Origin of the sequence: Rhodococcus sp. SBT000017, from assembly GCF_003688915.1 — a bacterium.
Taxonomy (GTDB): domain Bacteria; phylum Actinomycetota; class Actinomycetes; order Mycobacteriales; family Mycobacteriaceae; genus Rhodococcoides.
Genome location: NZ_REFU01000001.1, coordinates 3,114,287 through 3,130,074 on the forward strand (window position 1 = coordinate 3,114,287; position 15,788 = coordinate 3,130,074).

Annotated in this window: 19 protein-coding genes and 1 riboswitch; of the genes, 13 read left to right on the forward strand and 6 right to left on the reverse strand. The window is 65.5% G+C overall.

Features of this window, described 5'->3' with window-relative positions:
- Positions 1-49: 49 nt before the first annotated feature.
- Together AYK61_RS14455 and AYK61_RS14460 are read right to left on the reverse strand one after the other, a co-directional pair.
- Positions 50-700 (reverse strand): DUF1707 domain-containing protein, encoded by a 651-nt coding sequence (locus AYK61_RS14455; protein ID WP_121871280.1) that lies wholly within the window; start codon positions 698-700, stop codon positions 50-52.
- A gap of 21 nt (positions 701-721) precedes the next feature.
- Positions 722-1,834, reverse strand: coding sequence for a glycosyltransferase (locus AYK61_RS14460; protein WP_121871281.1), 1,113 nt, complete (start codon positions 1,832-1,834; stop codon positions 722-724).
- A 109-nt stretch (positions 1,835-1,943) separates the two neighbouring features.
- Between AYK61_RS14460 and AYK61_RS14465 the strand changes: the two genes are divergently transcribed.
- Positions 1,944-2,333: a MarR family transcriptional regulator gene (locus AYK61_RS14465; RefSeq protein WP_121871282.1), complete on the forward strand. Its 390-nt coding sequence runs from the start codon at positions 1,944-1,946 to the stop codon at positions 2,331-2,333.
- A 2-nt stretch (positions 2,334-2,335) separates the two neighbouring features.
- Here AYK61_RS14465 and AYK61_RS14470 read toward each other — a convergent pair whose 3' ends face one another.
- From AYK61_RS14470 to AYK61_RS14485, 4 genes are read right to left on the reverse strand one after another with little or no spacing between them, the layout of a single operon-like run.
- On the reverse strand, positions 2,336-2,557 hold the full coding sequence (locus tag AYK61_RS14470) for an autophagy-related protein 2 (protein WP_121872758.1): 222 nt from the start codon (positions 2,555-2,557) through the stop codon (positions 2,336-2,338).
- A gap of 37 nt (positions 2,558-2,594) precedes the next feature.
- A complete protein-coding gene (locus AYK61_RS14475) occupies positions 2,595-3,221 on the reverse strand; it encodes a response regulator transcription factor (protein WP_183130440.1) in 627 nt (208 codons plus the stop codon).
- Between the two features lie 29 nt (positions 3,222-3,250).
- Entirely contained in the window at positions 3,251-4,420 is a 1,170-nt protein-coding gene (gene macS, locus AYK61_RS14480) for a MacS family sensor histidine kinase (protein ID WP_121871283.1), read from the reverse strand.
- The gene (locus tag AYK61_RS14485; RefSeq protein WP_121872760.1) at positions 4,407-5,585 is read right to left on the reverse strand and encodes an AI-2E family transporter; all 1,179 of its coding nucleotides are present in this window, start codon (positions 5,583-5,585) and stop codon (positions 4,407-4,409) included. Before AYK61_RS14485 ends, macS begins: the two co-directional genes overlap by 14 nt.
- A gap of 142 nt (positions 5,586-5,727) precedes the next feature.
- Between AYK61_RS14485 and AYK61_RS14490 the strand changes: the two genes are divergently transcribed.
- The 12 genes from AYK61_RS14490 to AYK61_RS14540 all read left to right on the forward strand — a co-directional run bounded on the left by AYK61_RS14490 (position 5,728) and on the right by AYK61_RS14540 (position 15,782).
- Positions 5,728-7,203 (forward strand): adenylate/guanylate cyclase domain-containing protein, encoded by a 1,476-nt coding sequence (locus AYK61_RS14490; RefSeq protein ID WP_121872761.1) that lies wholly within the window; start codon positions 5,728-5,730, stop codon positions 7,201-7,203.
- A 9-nt stretch (positions 7,204-7,212) separates the two neighbouring features.
- A complete protein-coding gene (locus AYK61_RS14495) occupies positions 7,213-8,367 on the forward strand; it encodes a YbhN family protein (RefSeq protein WP_121871284.1) in 1,155 nt (384 codons plus the stop codon).
- 112 nt (positions 8,368-8,479) lie between these two features.
- Positions 8,480-9,031, forward strand: coding sequence for a YceI family protein (locus AYK61_RS14500; protein WP_121871285.1), 552 nt, complete (start codon positions 8,480-8,482; stop codon positions 9,029-9,031).
- A 161-nt stretch (positions 9,032-9,192) separates the two neighbouring features.
- Positions 9,193-9,279: riboswitch (Fluoride riboswitch) on the forward strand.
- A 170-nt stretch (positions 9,280-9,449) separates the two neighbouring features.
- Positions 9,450-9,788: a CrcB family protein gene (locus tag AYK61_RS14505; RefSeq protein WP_310886829.1), complete on the forward strand. Its 339-nt coding sequence runs from the start codon at positions 9,450-9,452 to the stop codon at positions 9,786-9,788.
- Complete coding sequence (gene crcB, locus AYK61_RS14510; protein ID WP_121871287.1) at positions 9,785-10,150, forward strand: fluoride efflux transporter CrcB; 366 nt, start codon at positions 9,785-9,787, stop codon at positions 10,148-10,150. Before AYK61_RS14505 ends, crcB begins: the two co-directional genes overlap by 4 nt.
- Before the next feature lie 15 nt (positions 10,151-10,165).
- The gene (locus tag AYK61_RS27910) at positions 10,166-10,300 is read left to right on the forward strand and encodes a hypothetical protein (RefSeq protein ID WP_259468065.1); all 135 of its coding nucleotides are present in this window, start codon (positions 10,166-10,168) and stop codon (positions 10,298-10,300) included.
- A gap of 84 nt (positions 10,301-10,384) precedes the next feature.
- On the forward strand, positions 10,385-10,768 hold the full coding sequence (locus AYK61_RS14515; protein WP_183130441.1) for a DUF3054 domain-containing protein: 384 nt from the start codon (positions 10,385-10,387) through the stop codon (positions 10,766-10,768).
- Between the two features lie 134 nt (positions 10,769-10,902).
- Positions 10,903-12,219: a Na+/H+ antiporter NhaA gene (nhaA, locus tag AYK61_RS14520; protein ID WP_121871289.1), complete on the forward strand. Its 1,317-nt coding sequence runs from the start codon at positions 10,903-10,905 to the stop codon at positions 12,217-12,219.
- Between the two features lie 159 nt (positions 12,220-12,378).
- Positions 12,379-13,626, forward strand: coding sequence for an APC family permease (locus AYK61_RS14525; protein WP_121871290.1), 1,248 nt, complete (start codon positions 12,379-12,381; stop codon positions 13,624-13,626).
- Between the two features lie 31 nt (positions 13,627-13,657).
- Positions 13,658-14,023, forward strand: coding sequence for a helix-turn-helix transcriptional regulator (locus tag AYK61_RS14530; RefSeq protein WP_121871291.1), 366 nt, complete (start codon positions 13,658-13,660; stop codon positions 14,021-14,023).
- On the forward strand, positions 14,020-15,108 hold the full coding sequence (gene arsB, locus AYK61_RS14535) for an ACR3 family arsenite efflux transporter (protein WP_121871292.1): 1,089 nt from the start codon (positions 14,020-14,022) through the stop codon (positions 15,106-15,108). The genes AYK61_RS14530 and arsB overlap by 4 nt, the downstream gene beginning before the upstream one ends.
- Positions 15,108-15,782, forward strand: coding sequence for a three-helix bundle dimerization domain-containing protein (locus tag AYK61_RS14540; RefSeq protein WP_121871293.1), 675 nt, complete (start codon positions 15,108-15,110; stop codon positions 15,780-15,782). The genes arsB and AYK61_RS14540 overlap by 1 nt, the downstream gene beginning before the upstream one ends.
- Positions 15,783-15,788 lie beyond the last annotated feature (6 nt).

Genomic DNA, 15,788 nt, shown 5'->3' on the forward strand with positions numbered 1-15,788 from the left:
CGAAAAGCGTGAGTAGTGCTACTCGGATCCCTCGAGTAGAAGCGCCTCGCTAGCCGAACATGCGACGGATCGAGCTACCGAAGGGATGCTTGGCGGTCACCGAGCCCAAGCGGACCTTGCCCGAGACCACGAGATGAAGCGGCCCGTACGGCGGCCCGGTGCGGACCTTGTTGGTGGCGCTACCCGCCACCGTCTCGACGCGGTTGAGATCGACGGTCGCCTCGGTCGGCACGATCAGTGTCACGGTGCTGCAGTAGTCGTCGACGTAGATCTCGACCACCTGCGTCGACATGACAGCCTGGGTGAAGTCGAGTGTCACCGTGGACATGCGGGTGGAGACGCGCAGGCTCGGCGGCACGTTCCACGGTCCCTTGCGGGTGATGGTGGACATGGTGCCGCGCAGTGTGTCCGACGCGCCGCTGCCGTGCCCCCAATGCTCCTGGACGACGCGGCGCGGGGCCGGTTGCGGGGTGGGCGCGGCGAAGGGTTTCGGTGCCGGGCGATGTTCCTCGGCGATCTGCATCCCGGGCAGGTCGGCGAGAACCGAGTTCAGCTCACCGCGGGTCTTCGACGCCAATGCGGTGTCCATTCGCTCGGTGAACTCGCCGAGCGACAACATGCCCTGGCCCACGGCGCGCTGCAACAGCTCTCCGACGTGTTCGCGTTCGGCATCGGACACTCGCAGATCCCTTGCCTCCATGTGCTCAGGGTAGCGAAGATCTCAGGCTGCGCGACCGCCCAGTACGGAGAGCATTCCGGACACCGACGCGGGCCATCCGAACTGTTCGGCGCGCAACCGGGCGGCGATGCGGCGGCCGTCGACCGGTAGTTCGAGTACTCGTTGTATCTCGGCGGCGAATCCGTCTGCGGTGTTCTCGGAGGATCCGCCGCAGTGCGGGGTGACGATCTGCGCCAGCGCCGAGGTCTCGGAGACGACGACGGGGGTGCCCGCAGCGAGCGATTCCAACGCAGCGAGCCCGAATGTCTCGTGCGGTCCAGGCGCGAGAGCGATGTCCGCCGAGGCCAGCAGGGCTGCGACGGCCGCTCTGCCGTCGACGAAACCCAGGAAGTCGACGGGTAGACCGCGGGCTCGTCGTTCGAGGCCGGCTCGGCGGGGGCCGTCGCCGGCGATGATCAGCCGCGCCCGCATTCCCGAATCGCACAGCGCAGCAAGCGAATCGATACTTCTCTCGACGTGCTTCTCCACCGACAGTCGGCCGCAGTGCACGAGCAGCCGATCGGCGTTGCCCAGCCAGGCGGATCGTTCGCCCGGCTGCCGGCGACGCGGATGGAAGAGGTCGAGATCCACGCCGAGCGGCACTCGGTGCACGTTGCGAACGCCGATACGGTCGAACTCCTGTTGGGCGAACTCCGTGGTGCACACGACGGCGTCGTACGAGTCGGCGGTGCGCCGGTTGGCCAGGTCCGCGACGGGGCGGGCGCAGCGCATAGGCATCGTCTGAGCGAGCAGCCGGTCGAGGCGTTCGTGGGAGATCATCACGCTGCGTACGTCTCGGCGCGCGGCCCAGGCACCCATGCCGCGCAGCGTCAGTCGGTCCGACACCTCGATCACGTCGGGCCGCAGTGCGGCCGCCACCGAGGACACCCGGCGCGGGTCGGCCACCCGATATCCACCGGTGAGCGGGATCCGCGGTGCCGGCACCTCGATCCGCACCACTCCCGACGGCAGGAGCGTCTCGCTCGATCGATCTCCCGGCACGATCAGCGTCACCTCGTGACCCCCTGCGACGTACCCCGATCCGAGCTGGTCGACGGCCGTCCGCAATCCCCCGGACCGTGGTCCGTAGAAGTTGGCGAGTTGGACGATGCGCACTCGATCAGTCTGCCCAGCCGGAAGTCCGCCCGACGGCGCGGCGATGGATGGTGGCCGAACCTTCGCGGAATTCTGTGTGGGGATCGCTACCAACGGGTAGGTGAGACAGATGCGAGTGACACTGCAATCCACCGGCAACGCCCCCGCCCCCGAGGTCTGGGAGCGCTACATGGAACCGACGTCCTGGAAGACCTGGGCTCCGCAGATCATAGGAGTCGAGTACCGCGGTGAGCGCCTGGACGCCGACACCACCGGACGAGTGCTGGGGCCGTTGGGCGTGCCGATCGACTTCCGGGTGCATTCGGTCGACGAGCGATCCTGGACGTGGGCATGGTCGGCGTGGTTCCAGAATCAGGCCATCGGAGTCGACCTGACCCACGGCGTCGTCGCACGACCCAACGGAACCAGGGCGTGGTTGACGATCGACGGCCCACTGCCGCTGGTGCTGCCGTACGTGCCGGTCGCCAAGTTCGCGCTCGGCAGGCTGTGCAGTCCGTAGCCCTACTCGGACCGCGTGACGGTCTTCTCGTCGGACTGATCGGCCACGTCGGTCGGCTCGGGCGTCGGTAGCGAGGATTCCTCGCCCGATCCGTCCAGATGGCCGTCGAACTCGTCGATCGCCTCGTCGCGCTCCTCGCCGGTCTGATCGAGATCGGCGTCGACCCCCTTCGAGTGCTTCGCCGGGTCGACGGTGGTGTCCACTGCATTGTCGTTGTCGGTCATGGGATGCAGAGTGCCCCTCGGCACCCAAGACAAACCCTCACAGCCCTTTTTCGATGACGTATCGGGTCAGTTCGACGCGGTTGGCCAGCTGCAGTTTTCGCAGGGTCGCCTGGACGTGATTCTCGACGGTGCGATGACTGAGCGTCAGTCGGGTGGCTATCTGCTTGGCGCTCAAGCCCTTTGCGACCAGTCGTAGCACTTCGGTTTCCCGGTCGGTGAGCGTCGGACGAGTGTCGGATTCCGGCTCGGGCGACGCCGACATCCGCCGGAACTCCCCGAGTACCAGGCCTGCGAGGCCGGGTGTGAACACCGCCTGCCCGGCCGAGGTGGCGCGGACCGCGTCGAACAGTTCCTCGGCCGATGCGCTCTTGACCAGGTAACCGGTCGCGCCGGCCTTGATCGCGTCGAGCACGTCGTTGCGCTCCGCGGACGCCGAGAGCACGAGAATCTTCGTCTGCGGCGATGCCTCGAGAACAGCGACGGTGGCGTCGGCTCCGTTGCCGTCGGGCAGATGCATGTCCATCAGCACGACGTCGGGAGTGGTTGCTCGGGCGCGGCGTCCGGCGGCGGCGACGCCGTCCGCGGTGGCGACGACCCTGAATCCGGCGGCGTCGAGATCTCGGGCGACGCCGTCCCGCCACATCGGGTGATCGTCGACGACCATCACCGCGATGTCGGCATTCGTTTCCTCTGTCATCCCGGTCCCTTCGCTCGCGGAATGCGGATCTCCCATTCGGTGCCCTCACCCTCCTCGGTGTCGAGTATCGCAGTACCGCCGAGAGATTCGACGCGGCCGAGTATCGATTTCGAGACGCCCATCCGCCCTTCGGCTTCGGCGGCGGCGAGCCGTCCGGCAGGGATTCCGCGGCCGTCGTCGCGGATACTGACGATCAGTTCCCCGTCGACGTCCTCGAGCAACACGTAGGCCTTCGCATCGGTTCCCGCGTGGAGCTCGACGTTGGACAGTGCGGTTGCCACGACAGCGGCGAGTTCCTCGGCGACGTCGGATTCGACCAGCACCGGGTCGGCAGGCGTCGAGACGGAGATCGAGGTGCCCGCCTGCGTTCGCAGCAGTGCCCTGACATCGACGATCGAGCCGGTGTGATCGCCGCGCGGAGCCGCCTGTTCCGAGATCAGCACGCGCAGAGCGACTTCCTGCTCGCCGGCCAGCTCGGCGAGTTCGGCTGCCGGCCCGCCAATTTCGAGGCCTCGCCGTCGCACCAGTGCCAGTACCTGCAGCACTCCGTCGTGCACCTGCCGGGCCAGCCGTTCTCGCTCTTCGGTGATCGCGGCCGATCGTGCTGCACGACGCAATTCTTCGTGGGCGCGCCGGGCGGTGTTCGACGCCAATCCCAGTGCCAGTCCGGCCGAGAGCAGCACCGGCGCGGTGGCGTCGGACCAGAGGTCGGAGTCGAAGCGGTCGCGGACGAGTGCGCTGACCACCGACATCGCCACCCCGGATGCGATTCCGCCCTTGGGGCCCAACAGGATTGCAGCGGAGATGACGGCGTTGGTGGCCCACAGTGTGGTCGGCAGAGTCTGGCGGGTGCTGTACCAGTCGTAGTCGGCGACCAATCTCGTCGATGCCATCAGCGCGATCACGATGACCTGATCGGCGAGGACCACCTGCCAGCGCGGAAGTGACGCGCGCGCGAGCATCAGCGCCGATGCTCCTGACCACACGGCCATCAGGGCGACGAGGAACCAGCTCAGCCGCGGGTTGGTGTAGTTGTCCACGGTCGCAGCCTGATAACTGACCGCGTAGACGAGCGTGATCAGACGAAAGGCCTGCGAGGCCCGCCAGAGCGGGGTGTCGGGATCGGAGGAGGACAGCGTGGTGCCTACCCGGTCAGCCGTCCGCATCGTTGTCAGATTTCGGAATTGTCAGCTCTCCCCTGGCAAGTCGATCCGGCTCGTCACTCCCGGGTGGAGTGTCCGGATTGCTCGGCTCGGCGGAATACAGCGGGTCGGGCACCTCGAGTTCCTCGTAGACCTCGTCCGGGTCGTCGGCGAGCAGCGACCGCACGGCGGTGTTGAGGACGGCGACGATCGGCACCGCCAGCAGGCCTCCGACGATGCCCGCGAGCAGAATGCCGACGGTGATGGACAGGACCACCGCCAACGGGTGCAATCGCACGGCGCGGCCCAGCAGGAGTGGTTGCAGCACATGGCCTTCGAGCTGCATGACGGCCACCACGATGCCGAGGGTGATCACCGCGGTGATCAGGCCCTTGGTGACCAGTGCGATGAACACCGCGACGAATCCGGTCAGCACCGCACCGATGATCGGGATGAACGCTCCGATGAACACCAACGAGGCCAGTGGAAGTGCCAGTGGCACACCGAGAATGGCCAGCCCGGCTCCGATGCCGATGGCATCGGCGGCCGCGACGGCAACCGTCGCCCGGACGTATCCCACCAGGGACCCGAAGCCCTGGATGCCCGCGGTGCGGATTCTTCTGCGGGCCGATGTCGGTGCCAGCCGGGTCACGAACTGCCAAACCTGATCACCGCCGTACAGGAAGAAGATGAGGATGAACAGGGTGAGTGCCGCGCCGGTGAGGATTTCACCGATCACCGTGGCGGTGGTCAGCGCTCCACTGGTGACCGCTTCCTGGTTGTCCTGGATGACCTTGACGAGGCTGTCCGTGGCCTGCCTGATCTGATCCTCGCTGATGTGCAGCGGCCCGTTGCTGAGCCATTCCTCGACGCTGTTGATGGATTGGGTGAATTGATCACCCACCTGCGGCAGACCTTCGATGAACTGCTCGACGATGAAGGTCATGATCCCGGCGACGACGCCGATACTGGCGATGATCACGACGATCACCGCGACGGCCCGCGGCACTCCGCGCCGGTGCATCCAATCGACGACCGGCACGAGCATCGCCGACGCCAGCAGCGCGAGGCCCAACGGAATCACGACGGTGCTGAGCTTGGCCACAACGTAGGCAAAAGTGATGAATCCGGCAAACAGGACAAGCAGTCGCCACGTCCATTCCGCCCCGACCCGCACCAGCGGATGCACCGAATCCGCAGCCGAAGTGGGGCCCGGGGACGCCCCCGCACCTTGCGCCCGCAACTCGTCGGTGCTCACCCGCTAAATTTAACCCGTGCTGGCATCTTTCCGAGCGGTCTCGCTCACCCTGAAGAGTCGCTGGCCGCTCTATATGCTCTCGATGCTCATCGCCAATGTCTTCGGTGCGGTCCTCGTGTTCGCCTTCGTGCGATACGGCCTGCCCATCCCCGAATCGGAATCGATCGTCGCCGACCGCGTCCGCAACGTGTACATCTTCGGGGCTTATCTACTGGTGGCCCTGGTCGTCAGCCTGATCTACGCGTACTTCCTCCTGCGCTCGGTGATCAGGTGGCAGCTCCGCGGTGGCCCACCCACCCGCAAGGAACAGATGACGACGCTGCACGCGCCGTTGCGTCAGGCGATCGTGCACCTCATCCTGTGGATCATCGGCGGCATCATCTTCGTGCTGCTGACCATTGCGGAGATGCCGTCGCTGTCCATCGCCGTCATCGTCACCGTCGGCATGGCGGCCACCGTGACGTTCGGATTCACGTACATGCTCGGCGAGCGAATCCTGCGACCGGTCGCGGCACTGGCGTTGAGCGAGGGTCGATTCGACCGCACGATGACGCCCGGCGTCGGTACCCGCATGGCCATGACGTGGGGTCTGGGCACCTTGATGCCCGTCATCGGCATCATCCTGCTGTGCGCGACGCAGCTGACCACCGATCTGGTGTTCTCTCCCAACGCGCTCGCCGTGGCCATCATCCTGCTCAGCGTGCTGGCCATCGTGCAGGCGTTCGTGCTCTCGATGCTCACCGCGAGCCAGATCTCCGACCCGATCAGCCAGCTGCACAGCGCCATCGAGCGTGTTCAGCGCGGCGAGACCGACGTCGAGGTCGATGTGTTCGACGGCTCCGAGATCGGCCGCCTGCAGGTGGGCTTCAACCGAATGATGGAGGAATCGGCCGAGCGACGCGTCCTGCGAGAGCTGTTCGGCCAACACGTCGGTGAGGACGTGGCGCGTCGGGCATTGCAGTTCGGAACCGAGCTCGGCGGCGAGACACGATTCGTCGCAGTGCTGTTCGTCGACATGGTCGGATCGACCGCCACCGCCTCCGAGCGCCCACCGAGTGAGGTCGTGGTGTTGCTCAACGAGTTCTTCCGGGTGGTCGTCGACGTCGTCGGGCGTCATCACGGGTTCGTCAACAAATTCATGGGCGACGCGGCCCTCGCGATCTTCGGGGCCCCACTGGATCGTCCCGACGCACCGACCGCCGCGCTCGCTGCTGCCCGTGAACTGCGTTTCGCGCTGGACGAGATCACCGGGCTCGACATCGGCATCGGTGTGTCCGCGGGGCTGGCTGTCGCCGGCAACATCGGTGCGTCGGAGCGCTTCGAGTACACGGTCATCGGAGACCCGGTCAACGAGGCGTCGCGACTGACCGAGCTGGCGAAACTGCGTCCCGGACGCGTCCTGGCGTCGACCTCGGCCCTGTACTTCGCCGACGACGAGGAACAGGAACAGTGGGAGCTGGGAGACCAGGTGCAACTGCGTGGTCGACGACGTGCGACCCATCTGGCCTGGCCGGTGGAGTATCCCGATTCCTCCTCGAGCGACGGTTAGTCTGACAGGGTGCCCGACCCCAGCTCCACCCGCGGACCCACTGTGCGGCGTCCGCGAAACCGACTCCGGTGGGTCAAGTGGATCGCCGGCATCGCCTTGGTGGCACTGCTGGTGGGTGAGGCCGTCTACCTGTGGCCGCGGCTGCACGAATCCTGGGCCGCGGTCCGCGAAATCCATTGGGGTTGGCTTGCGGCCTGTGTCTTCGCGCAAGCGGTGTCGCTGAGCGCTTTCGGCAGGGTGCAGAAGCAGTTGCTCGACGCAGGTGGAGTGAAAGTACGCCAGCGCAAGTCCGTCGCCGTCATCTACGGCAGCACCGCCATGGCGCTCACCCTCCCCGCAGGTCAGGTGTTCTCCACGGCGTTCACGTATCGCGAGACACGCCGCTGGGGAGCGAGCCCGGTCGTCGCGTCGTGGCAGCTGGCCATCTCGGGCGTGATCGCCGCGGCAGGACTGGCCGTGCTCGGCCTGGCAGGCGGACTGGTGGTCGGCAGCTCGTTCAACACGTTCACCGTGGTGCTCCCGATCGCAGGTGTCATCGCCATCGTCGCCGCCGTTCGCTACATCTCCAATCACCCCGAGTCGATCAAGAGCATCGCGCGCTGGGGATTGCACAGATACAACGCGTTCCGCAATCACGAGCTCGACGCGGGTGCCGAGGGGATCGACAAGATCATCGGCCAGATCCAATCCGTTCAGCTCGGCAAACGCGACGGCGCGCTCACTCTGTCGTGGTCCGCCGTGCATCGACTCGCGGACGTCGCCTGCCTGGCGTTCGCGTGCTTCGCCGTCGGCGCGGATCCGCGACTGTCCGGATTGCTCATCGCCTTCGCTGCGGGCAAGGCCGTCGGATCCGTTCCCCTCGCACCAGGTGGCCTGGTGGTCGTCGACGCGACCCTCATCGCGTTTCTCACCAGCGCTGCCTCGATCAGCGCATCGCAGGCCGTCGCGTCGGCCCTGGTGTACCGCGGCGTCAGTTTCATCCTCGTCGCCATCGTCGGGTGGATCGTGTTCCTCGTGCTGTTCCGCAAACACCAGCACGCCGATCTCGAATTCGACATCGAGCTGGAACAGCAGGAGACCGCAGCGCTCGAGCAGCAGGAGACCGCCGAGCTGCGGCGCAACGAGGAGATCCGCGACGCCAAAGGCGACCCGGAAACCGCGTAGCCACCCCTTCCGCGGTATGGCGTCCGTCACTTTTTGTTCATCCGGAATATATACGGACCCCGGTCCGCTTGTGTACTATGAGTTTGAACCTTCAACCCACCAAGGAGTCCTCATGACCACCGCCATCGCACTTCCCGAGCTCACCGCAGGCACCTGGGCCATCGACGCAGCCCACTCCACCGTCGGATTCACCGTCCGCCACCTGGTCGTCAGCAAGGTCCGTGGCCGCTTCCAGACCTTCACCGGCACCATCACCGTCGACGCCGATGGCACCCCGTCCGTGGACGCCGAGATCGACGTCGCCTCCATCACCACCGACAACGCGCAGCGCGACGGCCACCTCAAGACCGCTGACTTCTTCGAGGTCGAGAAGTTCCCCACCGCGACGTTCAAGTCCACCTCGGTCAAGGCCGACGGCGGAGACTTCATCGTCACCGGTGACTTCACCCTCCACGGCGTCACCAACTCCATCGACCTGAAGCTCGAGTTCAACGGCGTCAACGCCGGCATGGGCAACGGACCGGTCGCCGGCTTCGAGGCCAGCACCGTCATCAACCGCAAGGACTTCGGCATCAGCATCGACATGCCCCTCGAAGGCGGCGGCGCAGTCGTCGGCGACAAGATCACGCTGAACCTCGAAATCGAAGCCGGCCTGCAGGCATAATCCCGCCCCGCTTCACCCCCTTCGGATCAATGCGACTTTGTTGCAGTCCAAGCGACTGAAACTCACATTGATCCCAGTCCGAAGGCGAACACAGAACGGCCCGTACCGCATTCGCCGGTGCGGGCCGTTCGGCTGCGTTCGGCCCGAACACACCTGCTATGGTCGACAGCGGCGATGGATCTCCGCCTGGACGGCCCTAGGGTTGTCCAAACCGCCCCAACTTCGGGGCTGATGGCTCCTTTCCCTCAGTGGAAGGAGCACGCCTGTGTACGGACGCCGCGATCCCTATCCCGCTCTGCCGATCGATCCCGATTGCGCTCCTCGGAACTCACGCCCACTGCATGTACGGCCTACTCCAATTGTCGCGGTCGGAATCGGGGGCCTCGTCGGAACAACGTGCCGATCCCAGCTCGGGCTCTTGTTTCCGCATGCCTCGGGTGGCTGGCCGCTGACGACCTTCGCCATCAACATCGTCGGGGCGTTTCTGCTGGGTGTTCTCCTCGAGGGATTGTCCCGCCTCGGCCCCGACACGCACTGGCGACAACAGGTTCGCCTGCTGGTGGGCACCGGGATGCTCGGGTCGTTCACCACCTACAGCGCTCTCGCTGCCGACACGGATCTGCTTCTGCGCGGACATCAGTGGTGGCCGGCCGTGAGCTATGCCGCAGGCACCGTGCTGGCAGGCCTGGTAGCCACGGCTGCGGGAATCGCGCTTGCCGCGCGACTGCGGTCCCAGCCCTCGGAGGCAACTCGATGACAACACTGTGGATCGCCTGCGCCGGCAGTGCCGGAGCGATCGCCCGATTCGTGCTCGACGGAGTGATACGGCAGTGGCGGAAATCGGAATTCCCTTGGGCGACAGCGATCATCAATGTCACCGGATCGCTGATACTCGGATTCGTCACCGGGCTGGTCCTTTTCCACGGTCCGTCCCAGGAGCTCCAGCAGATAATGGGCGTTGGGTTCTGCGGCGGATACACCACTTTCAGCACCGCCAGCATGGAGACGGTGCGGCTGTTACAACGCCGGGAATACCTACTCGGCGTCGTCAACGGTGCCGGCACCTTGCTGATGACCGTCACCGCCGGCGCTGCCGGTCTCGCACTGGCGTCACTCTGAGAGGTTGCAATGACAATGAACGACGACACTTCCACGGCCGAGCGGATGGACGGCCCGACCGGCACGGTACCTCCGCAGTGTCACCTGGTGGTCGGCTTCGACCGGCGGCCCACGAGCCGTGCCACCACTCCCACCGCCCGGTCCTCCTGATTCCTGCCACCGACACGACTCGGTAGCGACGGGATCCAACCGGCGGGGCGATGGGGGCGCGGTGGTTCACGGTCGGTGTCTACAGTGGTGCGCGTGAAGTTTCGTTCCCCAGTAGTTGCTGCCGTCATCGATGTGCTCATGGTCGTGTTGTTCGCCGCGATCGGTCGCCGCAGTCACGCGGAGGCAACCGCGTTGTCCGGCCTGTTCCACACCGCCTGGCCGTTCGTCGTCGGTGCCGCCATCGGCTGGGTCGTCGCGTTCGCTCTGTACCGCAACAAGTTCGACGCGTTCCTCATCGTCCCGACGGGAATCGTGGTGTGGGTGATGACGGTTGTCGCGGGCATGGTGCTGCGGGCGCTGACCGGGCAGGGAACTGCCGGATCGTTCATCGTCGTCGCCACATTGTCCACCGCAGTTCTGCTGCTCGGCTGGCGCGCACTGGCCAAGTTCGTGCCCAGCGTTCGGTGATGGAGACCCGTTCGCGATAGAATGATTCACGGTGCGCCGGGAAGTCTGGTCGGCAACAACTTTGTGCTGCGTGCCCACCGTGTGAAGTTCGGTCGGTTCGCAACTCGACGAAGCTACCGAAAGGCGTTGTCTCCGTGACAGATTCATCCAGCTCCAAAACGCGATTGCCGTTGTTCTCTCGCGGCTCGTGGTCCGAGGCAGACCGGGTTGCGCAAATTCTGCGCAAGGAGACGGTCGGCGGCGCATTGCTCCTCGTCGCCACCCTTGTCGCCTTGATATGGGCCAACTCACCCTGGTCCGCTGCCTACGACTCGTTGATGAGCACCCGCGTCGGGCCCTCGGCGCTACACCTCGACCTCACCCTGTCGACGTGGGCCGCCGACGGACTGCTGGCCATCTTCTTCTTCGTCGTCGGACTCGAACTGAAGCGAGAATTCGTCGCAGGAGATCTTCGCGAACCGGCACGCGCGGCCCTTCCAGTCGCCGCCGCGATCGGCGGAATGGCCGTTCCAGCAATCATTTTCGTGCTGATCAACCTCGGCACCGGTGACGGTGCACTGCTCGGCTGGGCAATCCCGACGGCAACCGACATCGCGTTCGCCGTCGCCGTTCTCGCCGTGATCAGCACCCATCTGCCCACTGCGCTGCGAACCTTCCTGCTGACGCTGGCCGTCGTCGACGACCTTCTGGCCGTCAGCGTCATCGCCATCTTCTACACCGACGACATCAACTTCGTCGCCCTCGGCTTGACGCTCATTCCGCTCGCGCTGTTCGCCGTTGCCGTGCAGATGCGCGTCCGGTCGTGGTGGATCCTCATCCCGTTGGCTGTGGTGACGTGGGTTCTGATGCACGAGTCCGGCGTCCACGCCACGGTCGCAGGCGTTCTGCTCGGCTTCGCCGTCCCGGTCCTGCGCAGCAAGGCTGCCGGCGGTCCGGACGCAGGACCCGGCCTCGCCGAACACTTCGAGCACAAGATTCGGCCCATCTCCGCGGGCATCGCAGTGCCGATCTTCGCATTCTGCGCAGCAGGCGTGACCGTCGGCGGATTCTCCGGCCTGGCCAGCGCGCTGACCGATCCGATCGCCATCGGCATCATCGCCGGCCTCGTGATCGGCAAGGCCATCGGCATCTTCGGCACCACCTACCTCGTCTCTCGCTTCACCCGGGCCACACTCGACGCCGGACTCAAATGGCTCGATGTGCTCGGTGTCTCGATGCTCGCGGGTATCGGATTCACGGTGTCGCTGCTGATCGGTGACCTGGCCTTCGGCGAGGGAACCCAGCGCGACGACCACGTGAAGGTAGGCGTGCTCGCCGGTTCGGTCATCGCCGCATCGCTGGCCGCCCTCATCCTGCGCAGCCGCAACAAGGCCTACCGCGCCATCCACATCGAAGAAACACGCGACGACAACCACGACGGCATTCCGGACGTGTACCAGAACGAGAAGTAGGCAGCAGCCGTTGGCTACGCGCTGACAGCAACACACACCGTGTAAGGCCCGCCCCGTCAGGCGGGCCTTACACGTATCTGCCCGCGACACTGCATCGGAAGTACGCCGAAGCCGAAGCACCTCTACAGTTGTCGCCGTGAACGAGAACCGGCTTCAGGCATGACACAGCCGCTGGCCCGTCGACTCGGTCTTCTCGACGCCGTCGTCATCGGTGTCGGCTCGATGGTCGGAGCAGGGGTGTTCGCGTCGTTCGCCCCCGCGTCCGCCGTCGCAGGTGCCGGCCTTCTCATCGGTCTTGCCATTGCTGCGGTCGTGGCGTTCTGCAACGCGACGTCCTCGGCCCAGCTGGCCGCTCAGTATCCGACGTCGGGCGGCACATACGTCTACGGCCGTGAGCGGCTCGGTGCGTGGCCGGGTTTTCTGGCCGGGTGGACGTTCGTCATCGGCAAGACTGCGAGTTCGGCGGCCATGGCATTGGTTTTCGCGGCCTACGTCGCACCCGCGGGATACACCGAACTCGTTGCCGTGCTCGCTGTTGCGCTACTGACAACGGTGAACTACTTCGGCATCACTCGCACTGCGTCGCTGACCAAAGTTCTGGTCACCGCGGTACTCGCCGTACTTCTCGTCGGGGTCGTTCTCGGGCTCACCGGCTCCAGGGGTCCGGGTGTCGACAACTTCGGGCCCGTCACCGACCACGGGTGGTACGGCATTCTGCAGTCGGCGGGGTTGCTGTTCTTCGCTTTCGCGGGCTACGCGCGCATCGCCACGCTCGGTGAGGAAGTCACCCGGCCGGAACGGACCATTCCGCGTGCCATCGTGTCCGCCCTCGGTATCGCGCTCGTGGTCTATGCGGTGGTTGCGTTGACACTGCTGTCGGTTCTCGGCCCCGAACTCCTGGCCTCGTCGTCTGCCCCATTGGTCGATCTCGTCGTTGCATCGGGACATTCGTGGGCGTCGCCGGTGATGCGAGTCGGTGCCGGCCTGGCTGCGCTGGGGGCGTTGCTCGCGCTGATCGCGGGCATCGGCCGCACATCGCTGGCGATGGCCCGCCACGACGACCTGCCGGCGTACCTGGCCGCGGTCCACCCCCGCTACTCGGTTCCGCATCGCGCCGAGATCACCCTCGCAGTGATCGTCGTCGTGCTGGTCATGATGGTCGACCTGCGTGACGCCATCGGCTTCTCGTCGTTCGGGGTGTTGCTGTACTACCTGGTGGCCAACCTCAGCGCGTACACCCAGGATGCCGAACACCGCCGCTACCCACGGGCCCTTCAGATCCTCGGCAGCATCGGGTGCGTGGTGCTGATCGCCACGCTGCCGGTGACGGCCATCACCGTCGGAACCGTCGTGGTCGTGCTCGGTGTCGCGTACCGCTTTCTTCGGGTTCGACAACTGTTCACTTGACGCCTGATTCGGTAGGCGTCAATATAGACGCATGTCGAATCAAGACCGGCCGCCCGTCGACGGCGAGTGCTGCTCGCCGCTGACCCGCGAGCCCCTCACCGTGGACTGGGCCGGAGATCTGGCCCGCATGTTCAAAGCACTGGGAGATCCCGTCCGACTGCGATTGCTCAGCCTCGTCGCCAGCCACGCAGGCGGCGAAGCCTGCGTCTGCGATATCTCCCCCGCATTCGACCTCTCTCAACCCACCATCTCCCACCACCTCAAGGTGCTCCGCGAGGCGGGACTGCTCGACTGTGAACGGCGCGGAACCTGGGTGTATTACTCGGTGATTCCCGCTGCCCTGCAGCAACTTTCCGCAGTGCTGAACGCTGCAGAGTCCACGGAGGTCATGGCATGAGTACGACGACCGATACTGCCGTAGTCGGCAAGCTCTCCACTCTCGACCGGTTCCTGCCCGTGTGGATCGGCGTGGCGATGGTCGTGGGTCTACTCCTGGGACGCATGATCCCCGGAATGGACGAGGCGCTGTCCACCATCTCCATCGACGGCGTCTCGCTCCCCATCGCCATCGGGCTGCTCGTCATGATGTACCCGGTGCTGGCCAAGGTTCGTTACGACCGCCTCGACACCGTCACCGGAGACAAGCGTCTGCTGATCGGCTCGCTGGTGCTCAACTGGGTCCTCGGCCCGGCCCTGATGTTCGCTCTCGCATGGCTTTTCCTGCCGGACCTCCCCGAATACCGAACTGGCCTGATCATCGTCGGGCTGGCCCGATGCATCGCGATGGTCATCATCTGGAACGACCTCGCTTGCGGGGACCGAGAAGCCGCCGCGGTCCTGGTGGCGATCAACTCGGTGTTCCAGGTGTTCATGTTCGCGATCCTCGGATGGTTCTACCTCTCGGTTCTGCCGGGATGGCTCGGACTCGACCAGACCACCATCGAGGCGTCGCCATGGCAGATCGCCAAGTCGGTCCTCATCTTCCTCGGTATCCCTCTGATAGCCGGATTCGCGTCTCGCTTCTTCGGCGAGCGCGCCAAGGGCCGGGAATGGTACGAGGAGAAGTTCATCCCCAGGATCGCCCCGTGGGCGCTCTACGGTCTGCTCTTCACCATCGTCATTCTCTTTGCGCTGCAGGGTGATCAGATCACGTCACAGCCATTCGACGTGGTTCGCATCGCACTGCCACTACTGGTGTACTTCGCGGTGATGTGGGGCGGCGGTTACGCCCTGGGTGCTGCGATGGGTCTGGGCTACGAACGCACGACCACCCTCGCGTTCACCGCAGCAGGCAACAACTTCGAGTTGGCGATCGCCGTCGCCATCGCGACGTACGGCGCGACATCCGGGCAAGCACTCGCCGGAGTCGTCGGACCACTCATCGAGGTGCCGGTACTGGTCGGCCTCGTCTATGTCTCACTCGCACTGCGCAAGCGCTTCTCCCCCGCACCACCCGTGACCACAGCGACAAAGGAGTCCTGATGTCCGACAACACTTCTCCCTCCAGCCACCGCGCTCAGCCCGAACTACTGATGCCCCAGGCCCTTCTCTCGCGCACCGCCGAGAGACTGGCAGCGGAATACGAGGGCATCTTCTCCACCCAGACCGTCGAGCGCTACGTCTTCGAGTCCTACACCGCACTGCGTCGAACCTCGAAGATTCATACCCACCTGACCACCCTGGCAGGCAAGTTCGCCGCGGATCGCCTCACTGCACTCGCCCAATCACAGGGTGACGCACCCAAACTCGTGCCCGAGGTGCTGTTCATCTGCGTCCACAATGCCGGACGCTCACAGATGGCCGCAGCCCTGCTCGAGCACCACGCACGGGGACTGGTCCACGTCCGATCTGCAGGCTCGGCCCCCACCTACGAAATCAACCCGATCGTGGTGCAGGCGATGGAGGAACAGGGAATCGACCTGGGCAGCGAATTCCCCAAGCCACTGACCGACGACGTCGTCGCCGCGGCAGATGTCGTGGTATCCATGGGATGTGGCGACGCGTGCGCGGTCTACCCGGGCAAGCGCTACCTGGACTGGCAACTGACCGACCCCGACGGCAAGTCCCTCGACGAGGTGCGTCTCATCCGCGACGATCTCGACGTACGTGTCCGCGAACTGCTCACCGAGTTGACCACCACAACCGTACCGGCCTGAGGTATC